We start from the raw sequence: 13,788 nt of genomic DNA, 5'->3' as shown, positions 1-13,788 counted from the left end.
ATATGCAGGACACTATGGCCAAACCTTCTTTTTTTCTTGATTTCAGTTTGCTGAGAAGCAATGCGCATTTTCGTGCGATTTTCTGCGCCCGCATGCTGTCGGTGTTTTCCCTCGGCATGCTGGCGGTGGGGGTGCCGATTCAGATCCAGGCGATGACCGGCTCCACGTTGCAGGTGGGGGTCGCGGTGGCGCTGGACGGCGTGGGCATGTTTATCGGCCTGATGCTGGGCGGGGTACTCGCCGATCGCTACGATCGCCGCAAGCTGATCCTGTTTGCGCGCGGCACCTGCGGGCTGGGCTTTGTCGCCCTGAGTGTGAACGCCTTCGCCCCGGCCCCGTCGCTGTGGGCGCTCTACCTGTTGGCGGCCTGGGACGGCTTCTTCGGCGCGCTGGGCATGACGGCGCTGATGGCGGTGATCCCGCTGCTGGTCGGGCGCGAAAATCTGGCGGCGGCGGGGGCCTTGAGCATGGTGACGGTGCGCATCGGCGCGATCCTGGCGCCGGCGCTGGGCGGGATTATCATCGTGTTCGGCGGCGTGGGGCTGGCGTTTGCCGTCGCGGCGGCAGGGACGCTGGGCACCCTTGTGCCGCTGGTGCGCTTGCCGACGCTGTTGCCGCAGCAGCAGGAGCCGGAACATCCGCTGCGCGCGCTCGCCAGCGGCTTCCAGTTTGTCTGGCGCAATAAAGTGGTCGGCTCGGTGGTGCTGCTGGGGATGCTGATGAGCATCGTCGGCGCCGTCAGGGTGCTGTTCCCGGCGCTGGCGCAGGACGCTTACCACGTCGGGGCGTCCTCTATCGGCCTGATGTATTCCGCGGTGCCGCTTGGCGCGATGCTGGGCGCGCTGACCAGCGGCTGGGTGGGGCGTTTCTCTCGCCCTGGCGTGCTGATCCTGATCGCCGCCATCGTCGCGTTTACCGCCATCGCGTCACTGGGGCTGTTCAGCCACTTGGCGCCGGCGCTGCTGGCGCTGGTGTGCTACGGCTACGCCAACGCTATCGCCTCACTTCTGCAGTTCATGCTGATCCAGAGCAACACGCCGGATCATCTGCTGGGACGGGTGAACAGCCTCGGCACCGCGCAGGACGTAACCGGCGATTCGATCGGCGCGCTGGGGCTCGGCGTACTGGGCCGGGTATTTACCCCGTTGATGAGCGTGCTGTCGTTTGGCGCATTCGCCGCCTTGTTGGGCGTGCTGGTGGCTTTCAGCGTACGCACGCTGCGCCAGTGCCGGCCGGCGGACGCGCTGGTTGAGCACGATGAACCCGCGCCGGCAACCTCAGCGGCGGCGGACAACTAACCCCTCACGGCACCGGCTGTTCCGGCCGGTGCTGCTCCCCCCAGTTACACATCATGTCGATCACCGGGATCAGCGAACGTCCACGCTCGGACAGGCTGTACTCCACCTTGGGCGGGATCTGCGGATACTCCTTTCTCACCACCAGGCGATCTTTTTCCAGCTCTTTCAGCGTCGAACTGAGCGTTTTATACGAAATGGTGCCGATGCAGCGCTGCAGTTCGTTGAACCGCAATACCGGCTTATACAACGCCAGCCAGTAGAGAATAATCATTTTGTATTTACCGTTGATCACCGACAGGGTGTAGCCATAACCGGTGTCTTCAAGGCTGATGCCCGTAGGGCTGCAGTGGGATTCGGCGGTCATTTACACTTTCTCCAGGGTAAGTATGTGTCGTGAGTGTGCGTATTTTACATTCTGTCAGCATACCCTAAGATGCGTCGAAACACCTGACTGGAGAGATCAGTATGAAAACGTTGGTGGTAGTGACACATCCCGATATGGCGAACTCGGTGGTCAACAAACGTTGGCTGGAGGAACTGCGGCGCTATCCGGCGCTGTATACCGTGCACGAACTGCATCAGGCCTATCCGGACTGGCAGATCGACGTCGCCAAAGAACAGCAGTTGATTGAAGCGCATGACAACATCGTGCTGCAGTTCCCGATTTACTGGTTCAGCAGCCCGCCGCTGCTGAAAAAATGGCTGGACGACGTGCTCACCTACGGCTGGGCCTACGGTTCTCGCAGTGGCTATAAGATGCAGAACAAGAAACTGGCGCTGGCGGTCACGGCGGGCGTGCGCGCAGAAGATTACGCGCGTGAAGGGCGTTATCGCTACTCGCTGGAGGAGATCTTCCGGCCGTTTGAAGTGACCGCCGATTATGTGCGGGCCGACTATGCTTCGTTCTTTGCCTTTTACGGCAAGGAAGCCGCTTCGGACGGGACGGCAGAGCAGGTTCAGCAACACGAGTTGGACAGCAGCGCGCAGGGCTATCGGGCATTTCTCGCCGCCCTGAATTAACGAGACTCCCCGGATGCGCCTGATAGTGCTGTTGCGAATGTCCGGGGAGGAATATGATTGCCGTATCCTTTGACTCGCCGGTGATAACCCCATGCCTTCAGCCGAAACGTTTATTGCTTTTCTTGTTGCACTTACCCTTCTGGAACTGTCTCCTGGACCGGACATGATGCTCACGTTGGCCCGGGGTATCGGCCAAGGCCGCCGTATCGCGCTGCTCAATGTTTTCGGCATGGTTTTTGTCGCCGGTATGGTGCAGGTTTCCATGCTGGTGCTCGGCCTCGCCACGCTGCTGCATGCTTATCCGCTGGCGTTGGACGTATTGCGTTGGGTTGGGGCCGCCTATCTGGTCTGGCTGGGGATAAAAATGCTGAAGGTAAGCCGGCAGCGTTCCGATGCCGTGCGAAAACCCCGGATGATGACCGAGTGGCAGGCGGTGAAAGAAGGAGCGATTAACAGCCTGACCAACCCTAAGTCGCTGCTGTTCATGTTTGCTTTCCTCCCGCAGTTTGTTAACCCTGAAACCGGGCCGGTTTGGCTGCAATTGCTCGTTTTAGGTTCCATTCAGAAGCTGGCCGGGATCCTTTCGCTGGGTTCTGTCGCTATGGCCTCCGGCACCGTGGGACAATGGCTCGCCCGCAATCCCCGGTTGTTGGTGTGGCAGCAGAGATTCACGGGCTTGGTCATGATGGGATTGGGCGCCAAACTCCTCCTCGGGGGCGGCGCTGCGTCAGCGCCGCGATAAGGGGAGCGGCTCGCGCTATTTCAGGTGAATGCTAAAACCGTCTTGCCCTGGCGCGAGATGCGCTTTCAGCGTCAGCTGCGGGATCAGGTAGTCACCGGCGTTCTGCCGCCGAAACGGAATCGGCTCGGTGTGCCACAGATTATCGAGCCGCTGTCCGAGCTGCTCGCACAGGGTGGCGAAGCGCGTCTCGTCGGTCTTTCCGGCGCGATAGGTGACGAACGGCGGCAACACCTCGAACCCCGGGTAATGCAGCATGCCATGCTGGATAGGAAACAGAATATCGTCGATCGGCCCGTTGATACCGCGCGGGGCGTAATGGGATTCCCACCCGCCGGCGCTGACGATCAGCATCGCCCGTTTGCCCGCCAACATACCCTCGCCGTAACGGTCGCCCCAATGCGTATCGGAATGTTCACCGACGCCATAGGCAAAACCATAGGCATAGACACGATCGAACCAGCCTTTCAGAATCGCCGGCATCGAGAACCACCACAGTGGAAACTGCAGCAGCACCGCGTCCGCCCAGCGCAGCTTTTGCTGTTCCCGTTCGATGTCGGCGCTCTGCACGCCGTTGGCGAACGCGCGCTGGGAATCCAGCGAAGGAACGAAACGAGGCCCTGATGCGCCTTCCAGGCTGTCGTCGGCGTCGATCGCCGCTTTCCACTTCATGGCGTACAGGTCGGACACCTGTACCTGATGGCCGGCCTGCGTCAGACGCTCAACGGCGAAGTTTTTCAGTGAGCCGGTCAGCGACTGTGGCTCCGGGTGGGCGTAAACAATCAGCACATTCATAACAACGCTCCTTGGGGTGAGAGCTGCAGGTTAGGGCGTCACAAGGTATATTAGAAATGAATTACCGTTATCACAGGTATAACCATGAATAATTTAAGGCGGCTGGATCTCAACCTGCTGGTGACGCTCGACGCGCTGCTGGCGGAGCACAACGTCACGCGCGCGGCGCAGCGGCTCAATTTCTCTCAGCCGGCGGTCAGCGTGCATCTCGCCAAACTGCGGGCGATCTTTGACGATCCGCTGCTGTTGCCCGGCCCGCGCGGCATGCGTCCGACTGCCAGAGCGGAGCAGCTGCGGGAACCGCTGCGTCAGGCGTTGGCGGCGCTTGAGTTGGCGGTGACGCCGGCCACGCCGTTCGATCCCGCCGTGGCGACCGATACCTGGCGTGCGGCCGCCTTCGACTACGGCGAATCCACCATCGTCCTGCCGGCGCTGAACGGTTTACGTACGGCGGCGCCCGGCACCCGGCTGGCGGTGCTGGAGACCGCGCCGTCACGCATCGCCAAACTGGCGGAACAGGGGGAGATCGATCTGGCGTTTCACACCCGCGAAGGGGCGCCGCCCGGTCTGCGTCAGCGCACGCTGTTCAGTGAACGCTATGTGCTGGTGGGCAGAGTCGGCCATCCCAAGCTGCATGAAAACCTGACGCTGGCGCAATTTTGCCAATTGGAGCAGGTGATGGTCTCACCGGACGGCGGCGGGTTCTACGGCATCACCGATCGGGCGCTGGCGGACTTGGGACTGACGCGGCGCGTGGTGCTTTCCGTGCCGCATTTTCTCTTCGTTATCTCGGTGCTGACGCAGTCCGATTTGGTGGCGATGCTGCCGGAGCGGCTGGTGCGCAACCAGCCTTTATTGCAACAACTCGAGCCGCCGCTGGCGGTGCCGGGTTTTGAAATGACCATGCTGTGGCACGAACGATCGCATCGGGATCCCGCGCACCGGTGGCTGCGCGAACATATCGTGCGGTCAGTGTGAGTGGGTTAAACTGCGCGGGAATTACATGAACAGGAAGCGGTCGGCCAGCGCAACGCCACGCTCGAGGCGCGGTGGCAGCGCGTCGTCGCGATCGTCAGGCTGAGCAGCCTGCGGCGCGACATCTTCGGCTTTTTCAATCATCAGCTCGCCGAGCAGGGCCAGAAAACGAGTGAGCTTTTGCATATTCCCTCCGGATCGTTGATTACGTTGAGAGTGATAGTAATCGCCGCTAAACCGAATGGGAAAAACTTAAAACTCATATCCTAAGAACCGGATCGCATATCGCGTAACCGGGCGACGGTTGCCCATCGCCCGATGGATGGCTTAGAAGGTGACGTTAACCTTGGCCCACAGGGTGCGGCCCGGTTCATTCACCGCGCTGTTGGCCGAATAGCCGAAGGCGCTGTTGCCCGCCAGGTTGAGGTGCTCGCTGTAGGTCTTGTTCAGGATATTATCCAGACCGGCGCTCAGCTTGACGTTTTTATTCACCTTGTAGGCGGCGTTGGCGGAGAGCACGCCGAAGCCGGCGCTTTCGGCAAAATCTTTGCCCACCACGTTGCCTTCGTTGATCGCCACGCGGTGCTGGCTGCTGACCAGACGCCACAGGCCGGTGCCGCTCCAGTCGCCGTACTCATAGGTCAGCCCCAAGCGTGCTTCCAGCGGCGGGATCTGCGGCAGCGGGCGACCGTCGCTGGTGTTTTTCCCCCAGGAGTAGGCCAGGCTGGCGTCGGTTTTCCAGTGCTCGCTCAGTTGATAACCCATGCCCATTTCGCCGCCCATGATGTTGGCGTTGACGTTATCGGCCTGGCTGAGACGCGCATTGTGCGGATCGTATTTGAACAGGATGAAATCATCGACGCGGCCCACATAAGCGGAGACCCAACCGTTGAAGCGCTTGCCGTTGTACTGCGCGCCGATGTCGAGCTGCGTGGTTTTCTCGTTCTTGACGCTGGAGAACGGATCCTTGCTGCCGTTCGGACCCAGCTTCGGCGAGAACAGCTCCCAGTAATCCGGGAAGCGCTCGGTATAGCCGACGCCGGCATACAGCATCAGCGGCAGCTCGGCCAGCGTATGCTCCAGGCGCATAAAGCCGCTCGGCAGGGTATCTGAACGTTCCACATCGCGGCCGCTGCGGAAGTTCTCCACCAGGGTGCGATCGAGACGCGCGCCGCCGATCAGCTTATCCTGATCGCTGGTGGACCACGTCAGCTCACCGAAGGCGCCGTAGCTGTTGAACTGGGCGTCTTTTTCCCAGCTACCGCGGCTCATGCTGCGGTGGGTATTGGTCTGCGTGTCCAGGCCGCTTTCAAGCTTCACGTCCTGCCACTGCCAGGTGCCCATCACGCGGCCGCCGACGGTGCGGCGATCGAGCTGCATCGTCATGCCGGAAGACATCATGTGCCCGCCGTGGCCCCCCATGCTCATGCCGCCATGCCCACCATGGCCGCCCATGCCGCCGCTGCCCGGCGAGCGCAGGGTCACGTTGTCCATCACGTGGTTGGCGTAGTTGTAGTAGACCTGCGCTTCCAACTTATCCAGCACCTCGCCGATGTTGGATTTCTCCACCCGCATGCCCAGGCTTTCGCGTTTGAACTGCGAACCGTCCATGCTGCGGCCGGCATAGCGCGCTTCGCCGTTGCCGCGCCCCATCGTCACTTCCAGCAGCGTGTCGGCATCCGGCGTCCAGCCGAGCGCCAGATCGCCGTTCCATTTGTCCCAGCGCGACGGCACGCGCGTATTCGTTCCGTCCTGGTAATCATTGGCGCGCGACTTGTTGGCCATCACCCGCAGGTAACCTTGTTCGGCGCCGAGGCTGGCGTCGATATTCTCGTCCCAGCGGCCATTGGAGCCGGTCAGCACGCTGGCGTTGCCCTTGATGCCCGGTTTGTCGAAGCGCGGACGTTCACGTTCGAAACGCACCGTGCCCGCCGACGAACCCGGCCCCCACAGCACCGTCTGCGGCCCTTTGGTGATGGTCAGCAGATCGAAGCTTTCCGGCGAGATGTAAGAGGTGGGCGCATCCATTCTCGATGGGCAGGCGCCGAGCATCTCCGAACCGTCAGTGAGAATTTTCAGCCGCGAACCGAACATGCCGCGAAATACCGGATCGCCGTTGGTGCCGCCGTTGCGGATCTGCGAAAAACCGGGAATGGTTTTCAGATAGTCCGAACCGTCGCTGGCGGGCACCGGCTGACGCGGGGTTTTCGGTGATGTCACGATGGTCAGCGGAGAGTAGAGCGGTGCGGTGACGGTGATCACGTCGCCATCATTAACCTGTGCGTCGGTAGGGTGCTGATGCGCCTGCGCCGCGTGGCCGGCCAGCAGGAACAGCGGCATGGCGGTGGTGATTGCGCGGGTGACGGCGTTCTTTTTATAAGCGGGTTTAAACATCATCTTTCCTTAAGCTAACTTTTTTCCATTATTCTCCGGCGATTTATTCAGGCGTGGGGATGCCTGGCGAAAATCACCATCGGAAAATACGGGGGTTAATTCCCTCAACGTGGAAATAACCGGGCTAATAATGTCGTCTCAATGCATAACCATTGGGCGTATTAATTCCGCCATGTTGAAACGATCAACGGCAATACAGAAACGGCAATGGGGTATTGTTAAATCAGAGGAAAGAGACGGGCGGCGCGCGCGGCTGTAATTCGGTATGAACGACGTGGGCAAACAGGGGAACGAGATAATGAGTCGGCGGCGGGCGCGAGGCCAGAGATTGAGACCAGAACAGCGGGGCGTGGCTCACGTCCAGCAGCGGCGCGTGCAGCAACAGCACGCAGTAGCCGCAGGCGCTGTCGTCCATCATCATCGCCATGTTGTGGTGGCCGCCGCCGTGCTGCATCATCGGCGATGCGGCCTTTTCCGGCGCGGCCGGCGGCGAATGCATATCATGATGCATCGGCTTCGGCTTCGGCATCGCCATGCCGCAGTCCGCCATGACGGTCGTTTCAGCACTTCCGGCGCGCGCATGCTCCAGGGATCGCGAGACCACCGGCGCAATGAACAACATCAGAATGGCGAACATCCCTAACCAGGCGGCGGCCCGGTTACGTGATGCAGGGGGCTGAATTAACGACACAATCAACCTAAAAAAGGGTTAACACAGGGGATGGAATTGTACTGGTTTATGTCGAAATGTTAAAACCTTTTATTTCTGATCAACGATCTGTTGATGAATATATTATCGAATGAGCGCTTTAATTCTGACCGACGGCTATTTTTTTGCGCCAATAACGTGACGGGGATAATATTAATGACGAAAAAACTGGCGAGAACGATTATTCCGCTTTATGACGATCTGGCTGGCGCTGAGGAGTGAGTGACAATGTCACGGGCGAGTTCACCGGAACCCGCCCGTAACCTTACTTCGCGCTGACGCGCCAGACAGTGTTGCCGACGTCATCCGCAACCAGCAAAGCGCCGGTCTTATCGATAGCCAACCCCACAGGGGCGCCATAGAGTTCCTTCTCATTATCGGAGACAAAACCTGTCACCACGGCCTTGAGCTTGCCGACCGGTTTGCCTTGCTCAAACGCCACATAGCTGACCCGATAGCCGTTCAGCGGCGAGCGATCCCAACTGCCGTGTTCGCTGATAAAGGCGCCGCCGTGATAGTCGGCCGGCAGAGCGCTCGCGGTGTAGAACAGCAGCCCCAGCGGCGCGACGTGCGAGCTGAGCGCGTAATCCGGCTTGATGGCTTTCGCCACCAGGTCCGGCCGCGGCGGCTGTACCCGCCGATCGACGTGCTGGCCGAAATAGCTGTAAGGCCAGCCGTAGAAACCGCCGTCTTGCACCGAGGTCAGGTAATCCGGCACCAGATCGGCGCCGATTTCGTCACGCTCGTTGACAATCGCCCACAGCTTGCCGCTTTGCGGCTCCCACTGCAGCCCGGTCGGGTTGCGCAGGCCGCTGGCGAAGATGCGGCTGGCGCCGGAGGCGGTGTCCACTTCCAGCACGGCGGCGCGCCGGTACTCTACGGCCAGACCGTTTTCGGTGATGTTGCTGTTGGAACCGACGCCGACATACAGCTTTTTCCCGTCAGGGCTGGCCAGCAGGGCCTTGGTCCAGTGATGGTTGATGGTGTCCGGCAGATCGGCCAGTTCTTTGCCCGGATCGCTGATGCGCGTTTCGCCTGGCTGATAGGCGTACTGCATGATATTGCCGGTATTGGCCACGTACAGCGTATTGCCAATCAGCTGGACGCCGAACGGGGAATCGAGCCCCTCGAGGAAGACGTGCTTTTCCCAGTTGCCGCCGGCGGTTGGGCGCAGCAGGGTGATGCGATTGCCCCCTTTGCCGCCTTTACCGGACTGGCCTTTCACCAGGCCGGCGATCAGCTGCTTGGGCGTGCTCACCGCTTCCGTGCCCGGCCCGTTGGCCTCCACGACCAACACGTCGCCATTGGGCAGCGTGAGCAACTGACGCGGATGAAGCAAATCGTCTGCCACCTTATCGATTTTCAAGCCTTCCGCCACTTTCGGCGTCTGATCTTGTTGCCAGCCAACGCCCTTAGGCACCTGCATCGGCGGCATCAGAAAGTCTTGCGCCGCCGGCAACGTCGGGTCCGGGCCCATTTGTTGCTCTGGCGAAATGACGGCGCTGTTATCGCAGCCGGCCAAGGCCAAAACGGCGGAAAGGGTGAGCGCCAGAGATGAGAGCTTCATGAAAACCTCCTTATTTTGCGCGGGCACCAAGGGCCAGCAGAATATTCGCCAGGCTGAGCAGCGCGACCACGATCGCAGACAGCACCAGGCCTTGGGGCACCACGGCATACGCATCCCGGCTATGCACGAAAGCGTTGATAATGGCGAGAACGATGGCCAGCAAATTCAGCCAGAAATGGAGTTTGACCGACGCTCCCCGCAGCCGAGCGCTGCCGAACCATACCTGTACCAGGTTAATCAGGCGGGGAATGATGGCAAAAATCAGGCCGATGGCAATTAGCCAACTTGCGCCATTGACCCACTGAATATTAGCGGTACAGGCATAAATGATGTCGAAAATCAGCGCCGCGGTGAAAAATCCGTAAGGTATCGGGTTGAGCCATTCATAGACGGCCACTGCGGCCGCTGAGGGCCTTGCTGTCGTTTGCGTGGTCATGCAGGCATCTCCATGAAAAATGATGGGTAAAAAGGCCATTGGCCCCTTAAAGCTTTGTTCAGATCCAGCGATTTGAACAATTTTGATTCTCATTTTTAGCATGCGATGTTAAAACCGAAACCATCACTTCGGCATTATCAATGGCTTAGCAATATCAGGAGGCAGGGCATGAGCATAGAACGCGTTCAGCGTTTTCTGGCCGAGCACGCACCGGAGACGACGGTGACGGTGCTGGCAAAGAACACCGCAACGGTGGCGCTGGCGGCAGAAGCCTTTGGCGTGGAGAGCGGGCAGATCGCCAAGACGCTTTCGTTTCGCGTTAACGGCGATGTGGTGCTGCTGGTGATGGCGGGAACTGCCAGAATCGACAACAAGAAGTACAAGCAATTCTTCGGCGTGAAGGCGCGTATGCTGCCGGCGGAAGAGGTTGAAGCATTAACCGGCTATCCGCCCGGCGGCGTTTGTCCCTTTGCCGCACCGGAGGCGGTGAGGATCTACTGCGATCATAGCCTGCGCGTTTTCGATGAAGTGCTTCCGGCAGGCGGCAGCGATAACTCCGGCGTGAGAATTGCGCCACAGCGGCTGGCCGGCATCACGGGAGCGGAGTGGATTGACGTGACGGGGTAACTGATAGTGACGCCGTCACAATACGTTATGTTAAATACAGAGTCTTTTCTCTGTATAATTATTTGTTTTTAAATGGAAAACTAGGCTATCGCATTGTGGCAAACCGCCTCGATATTATGACCATCCGGACCAATGACAAACGCCGCATAGTAGTGGGCATGATAATTGGGGCGTAAACCGGGCGCGCCATTGTCTTTGCCGCCGGCGCTTAACGCGGCGTGATAGAACGCATCGACCTGTTCACGGCTGCTTGCGGTAAATGCCAGGTGCAGATGCGCCGGTTTTTCATCGGTCTGAAACAGGCATAATGACACGTTACCCCGATCGGGACACAGCTCAACGCCATAATCGGGTTCACCTTCGGCAACGATCTTTACGCCCAGCGGCGCCAGCGCATTAAGGAAAAACGCTTTGCTCAGAGCAAAGTCGCTGACGCCAAATTTCACATGGTCAAACATGGGGATGTCCTGGAGTGTGGAAGAATGTTCCCATTCAGTATAGCCAACGCCATGAAGGCCACCGGAAACGGTGAAGACGAACGCCAGTACGCATTTGGCAGGCAGAAGTTGTTCATTTTTATGGCGCGTTTTGGTGAAATCTGCAGTATCGCAGTAGCCATGTTTTATCAGATTTCACGTAGCGCGATCAAAAAGGCGGGGGGATTTCGCCTCAATATCCCCAGAGATGTATCGCTATAAGCATGCCCGGTCATCATTAATGGCAGAACGCATTTATCTATGATCCTCAGTGGGTGGAACGTGATAAAGCTGAAACTTCGCGAGATACTGGCTGGCGTGTTAACGGCAGTCCATCACATCGGCAGAGTTGGCTGGCGGCCAAACCAACGATTGATAATTTTGCTGGGAGGTTAAGCGGCGTTGGAACGCCAAGTGCCGAAATCCTGGGAAGCGGCAAGCGCACGCCTCACATGCATGCATTTACTGGGAAGTGAACAGGCGACAGGCATTGGGTGTTCAGAGATTTTTGCGCAAACATCATGGTGTCGCTCAGCAATAAGCGGCAATGGCAATGAAGCCTGCAGCGAAAACTCGACGGCTTAAGACCAGCTGAAAAACGAATTCGTTCAACGGCATGAGCAACGGGCGTTGAAATGGTTGGCCACAGGAGAAAACCCATGATCAAGCCAGGACGCCAGAATCCACGTATAACCACATGGATGCGCATAATGTATATTATGTTAAATTGCATTATTGGATACGCACCGCCGTTAGCCTGGCCGTCCTTTCTCACCTCACCTTCAAGCCTTATCAGGCTGCTAACCTTTTTTATGTTTAAGCCCATCATCAGCCCGTTCAGTTTCAGCACCTCAGTTTAATCCTCGGTCGGTGTGCCCTGATGAAACCGCATCTGCCAACCGGCCTTTTCCGTCAGCATCCAAATCGACGACCGTTCTGTGCAACGAATGGCGTTGCCCTGCGCGTTGCGTTGAAAACTCTTATACGTCAGCAACACGGCGCCTTCACTGATTTTCGCCAGCGTAAAACCTTCGGCAACAATCTGCGGATGCTCAGTTTCCATTTCCAGCGCCGCAACGGTCTGGCGTTTGTCATAACGCCGACCTGAGCGAGCAATCTCTTCAAAGTCTTCATGCAGCAATGCCGCGACGCGCTGCGGATCGCGGCGCACCGATGGCTGATGCAGTTCAACCTCAAGCGTCTGGATTTGGCTAAACAACTTTGCAGAATGCGTCAAAATGCCCTCCTTTTTGATCGCGCTACGTGAAATCTGGCAAACTTCGGCAGTCAATATACAACAGAATGACACTCGTGAAACCTGACTTTGCCATGGCGCCCCCAGCGGTACTCGCCACCGCTGGCTATGGGGCATCTGAAGGTAACACTTTCTCTTCTATAGAGTTTTTTTATCGCGACGAGTTCTCATTAAACCTCCAAAGTGACGCCGTCACCAAAAGGAAAAACCTCACGCCTGTTTCTCTCCCAGGTGCGACCGCCGAACCCGCAATTCCCCATGCCGCCAGGCGCCGTCTGCCGTGGTGCGATTATCGAGCAGGCGATTCAAGGCTTCTTCGACCAGCCGGTCGATGCGTTGGCTGTAGCTGGTCAGCGCCCAGTTGGCTGATCCGGCCTCGTCGATATCGTCGAAACCTACCACGGCCATTGCAGACGACGGTGCCACTTGCCTGAGCGCTTCGAGCGCCCCCAGCGCCAACACGTCGTTCTCGCAGAACAGCGCCTCAACCCGCTCGCTTTCCGGCGTTGCCTGCAGGTATTCGCTCATCAGCTGGAAACCGCGTTGGCGATCGTAGTGGCCAGCCGTGAGCACCCGATCCAGCTGAAAGCCAGAGGTTATCAGCCTATCGCGGTAGCCTTCCATGCGCAGCAAATGGCTACTTTGCGTGTCTGGCCCCTTCATGTAGCCAAAGCGCCGATGCCCTTGTTCTATCAGCAACCCAGCGATCTCTTCGCCGGCGCGGTAGCCGTCGATATTGACCACATCAATGTGTTCGCTTTCCGTATTGCGGCACACCTGCACCAGCGGGATCTGATGCAGATCTTGCGCGATCGCCGCCCACTCTTGGGTTAACACCGTCGCCAGGAACAAAATGCCATCGACCTGCAGCTGATCGGCCATCGCCATTACCGCCCGGTAGTTTTCCCCGGCGGTGATATTCAGCAGCAGCGCCATATAGCCGCGGGTTTGCAGCTGTTTGGTGACCATATCGAGCATCATCATCGAATGCGGGTTCTTCATCTCGTCGATGGCCACGCCGATGATGTGCGTGCGTTTTTGCGACAGGCTGCGCGCCAGCAGATTGGGTCGATAGCCCAGCTCGGCCGCCGCCGCCAGTACGCTTTCACGCGCGCTGTCTGAGATCGACGCACCGGGCGTAAAGGCGCGCGATACCGTCCATTTAGAGACGCCGGCCTTTTCGGCGACGTCGCTGGCGGTGGCTTTGTGGTGTTTCGTCATGGTTGCGTCGATCCCTGCTTCGGTGAAGTCACACTATACCCTGCTCGCTCAGATCCCCTAAGCGCCTGCCGGCATACCTGCTGCGATTATGTCCCGTTTTTGCACCCGATTGCAATTTGTTATGCAACCGGGTGCAAAACATAAAGAGTTTGTGATCGTCCGCGCTGTTTTCACCTTTCCCCTGTTGACCAAATTTTATCCATGGCCGACATTCACGGTGGCATTCAGAGACTCATCGCCGTTTTGTCTCCTGCTTTGCACCCGGTTGCAAAACAC

The 13,788-nt window shown here is 58.7% G+C and carries 17 protein-coding genes; 6 read left to right on the top strand and 11 right to left on the bottom strand.

What is annotated here, in order from left to right:
* The first annotated feature begins 14 nt into the window (after positions 1-14).
* Complete coding sequence (entS, locus tag CPH57_RS08710; protein WP_096242259.1) at positions 15-1,298, top strand: enterobactin transporter EntS; 1,284 nt, start codon at positions 15-17, stop codon at positions 1,296-1,298.
* Positions 1,299-1,302: 4 nt separating this feature from the next.
* On the opposite strand, the gene CPH57_RS08705 is transcribed toward entS, so the two are convergent.
* Positions 1,303-1,662: a helix-turn-helix domain-containing protein gene (locus CPH57_RS08705; RefSeq protein ID WP_025302868.1), complete on the bottom strand. Its 360-nt coding sequence runs from the start codon at positions 1,660-1,662 to the stop codon at positions 1,303-1,305.
* A 101-nt stretch (positions 1,663-1,763) separates the two neighbouring features.
* On the opposite strand from CPH57_RS08705, the gene CPH57_RS08700 reads away from it, so the two are divergent.
* Both CPH57_RS08700 and CPH57_RS08695 read left to right on the top strand, forming a co-directional pair.
* Positions 1,764-2,318, top strand: a complete 555-nt coding sequence (locus CPH57_RS08700; protein ID WP_033643110.1) for an NAD(P)H-dependent oxidoreductase — start codon at positions 1,764-1,766, stop codon at positions 2,316-2,318.
* Positions 2,319-2,409: 91 nt separating this feature from the next.
* Entirely contained in the window at positions 2,410-3,060 is a 651-nt protein-coding gene (locus CPH57_RS08695; RefSeq protein ID WP_072022528.1) for a LysE family translocator, read from the top strand.
* Positions 3,061-3,075: 15 nt separating this feature from the next.
* Here CPH57_RS08695 and CPH57_RS08690 read toward each other — a convergent pair whose 3' ends face one another.
* Positions 3,076-3,852, bottom strand: a complete 777-nt coding sequence (locus CPH57_RS08690; protein WP_046687062.1) for an NAD(P)H-dependent oxidoreductase — start codon at positions 3,850-3,852, stop codon at positions 3,076-3,078.
* An 84-nt stretch (positions 3,853-3,936) separates the two neighbouring features.
* Between CPH57_RS08690 and CPH57_RS08685 the strand changes: the two genes are divergently transcribed.
* Positions 3,937-4,830 carry a LysR family transcriptional regulator gene (locus CPH57_RS08685; protein ID WP_096242258.1) on the top strand — a complete coding sequence of 298 codons (894 nt, stop codon included), beginning with the start codon at positions 3,937-3,939 and terminating at the stop codon, positions 4,828-4,830.
* 21 nt (positions 4,831-4,851) lie between these two features.
* On the opposite strand, the gene CPH57_RS24565 is transcribed toward CPH57_RS08685, so the two are convergent.
* From CPH57_RS24565 to CPH57_RS08665, 5 genes are all read right to left on the bottom strand, one after another.
* Positions 4,852-5,013: a hypothetical protein gene (locus CPH57_RS24565; RefSeq protein ID WP_162882344.1), complete on the bottom strand. Its 162-nt coding sequence runs from the start codon at positions 5,011-5,013 to the stop codon at positions 4,852-4,854.
* Positions 5,014-5,154: 141 nt separating this feature from the next.
* On the bottom strand, positions 5,155-7,221 hold the full coding sequence (locus tag CPH57_RS08680) for a TonB-dependent copper receptor (protein WP_046687060.1): 2,067 nt from the start codon (positions 7,219-7,221) through the stop codon (positions 5,155-5,157).
* Between the two features lie 223 nt (positions 7,222-7,444).
* The gene (locus tag CPH57_RS08675) at positions 7,445-7,858 is read right to left on the bottom strand and encodes a DUF2946 domain-containing protein (protein ID WP_072055820.1); all 414 of its coding nucleotides are present in this window, start codon (positions 7,856-7,858) and stop codon (positions 7,445-7,447) included.
* A 337-nt stretch (positions 7,859-8,195) separates the two neighbouring features.
* The gene (locus CPH57_RS08670) at positions 8,196-9,497 is read right to left on the bottom strand and encodes a sorbosone dehydrogenase family protein (protein WP_089194769.1); all 1,302 of its coding nucleotides are present in this window, start codon (positions 9,495-9,497) and stop codon (positions 8,196-8,198) included.
* Positions 9,498-9,507: 10 nt separating this feature from the next.
* Complete coding sequence (locus tag CPH57_RS08665) at positions 9,508-9,933, bottom strand: DUF2231 domain-containing protein (RefSeq protein WP_033643104.1); 426 nt, start codon at positions 9,931-9,933, stop codon at positions 9,508-9,510.
* Between the two features lie 168 nt (positions 9,934-10,101).
* Between CPH57_RS08665 and CPH57_RS08660 the strand changes: the two genes are divergently transcribed.
* Positions 10,102-10,560, top strand: a complete 459-nt coding sequence (locus CPH57_RS08660; protein ID WP_033643103.1) for a YbaK/EbsC family protein — start codon at positions 10,102-10,104, stop codon at positions 10,558-10,560.
* An 80-nt stretch (positions 10,561-10,640) separates the two neighbouring features.
* Here CPH57_RS08660 and CPH57_RS08655 read toward each other — a convergent pair whose 3' ends face one another.
* Positions 10,641-11,018: a VOC family protein gene (locus CPH57_RS08655; protein ID WP_033643102.1), complete on the bottom strand. Its 378-nt coding sequence runs from the start codon at positions 11,016-11,018 to the stop codon at positions 10,641-10,643.
* Between the two features lie 24 nt (positions 11,019-11,042).
* On the opposite strand from CPH57_RS08655, the gene CPH57_RS08650 reads away from it, so the two are divergent.
* The gene (locus CPH57_RS08650) at positions 11,043-11,258 is read left to right on the top strand and encodes a hypothetical protein (RefSeq protein ID WP_033643101.1); all 216 of its coding nucleotides are present in this window, start codon (positions 11,043-11,045) and stop codon (positions 11,256-11,258) included.
* 226 nt (positions 11,259-11,484) lie between these two features.
* On the opposite strand, the gene CPH57_RS24315 is transcribed toward CPH57_RS08650, so the two are convergent.
* The 3 genes from CPH57_RS24315 to CPH57_RS08640 form a co-directional block, all read right to left on the bottom strand.
* Positions 11,485-11,886: a hypothetical protein gene (locus CPH57_RS24315; protein ID WP_150130712.1), complete on the bottom strand. Its 402-nt coding sequence runs from the start codon at positions 11,884-11,886 to the stop codon at positions 11,485-11,487.
* Positions 11,887-11,892: 6 nt separating this feature from the next.
* Positions 11,893-12,273, bottom strand: coding sequence for a DUF4440 domain-containing protein (locus tag CPH57_RS08645; RefSeq protein ID WP_096242257.1), 381 nt, complete (start codon positions 12,271-12,273; stop codon positions 11,893-11,895).
* Between the two features lie 228 nt (positions 12,274-12,501).
* Positions 12,502-13,512, bottom strand: a complete 1,011-nt coding sequence (locus CPH57_RS08640; RefSeq protein ID WP_069100158.1) for a LacI family DNA-binding transcriptional regulator — start codon at positions 13,510-13,512, stop codon at positions 12,502-12,504.
* Positions 13,513-13,788: the final 276 nt, after the last annotated feature.

It is taken from the genome of Serratia sp. JKS000199 (assembly GCF_900215455.1).
Classification (GTDB): Bacteria; Pseudomonadota; Gammaproteobacteria; order Enterobacterales; family Enterobacteriaceae; genus Serratia; species Serratia ureilytica.
This window is presented reverse-complemented; position numbering and strand designations above follow the sequence as displayed.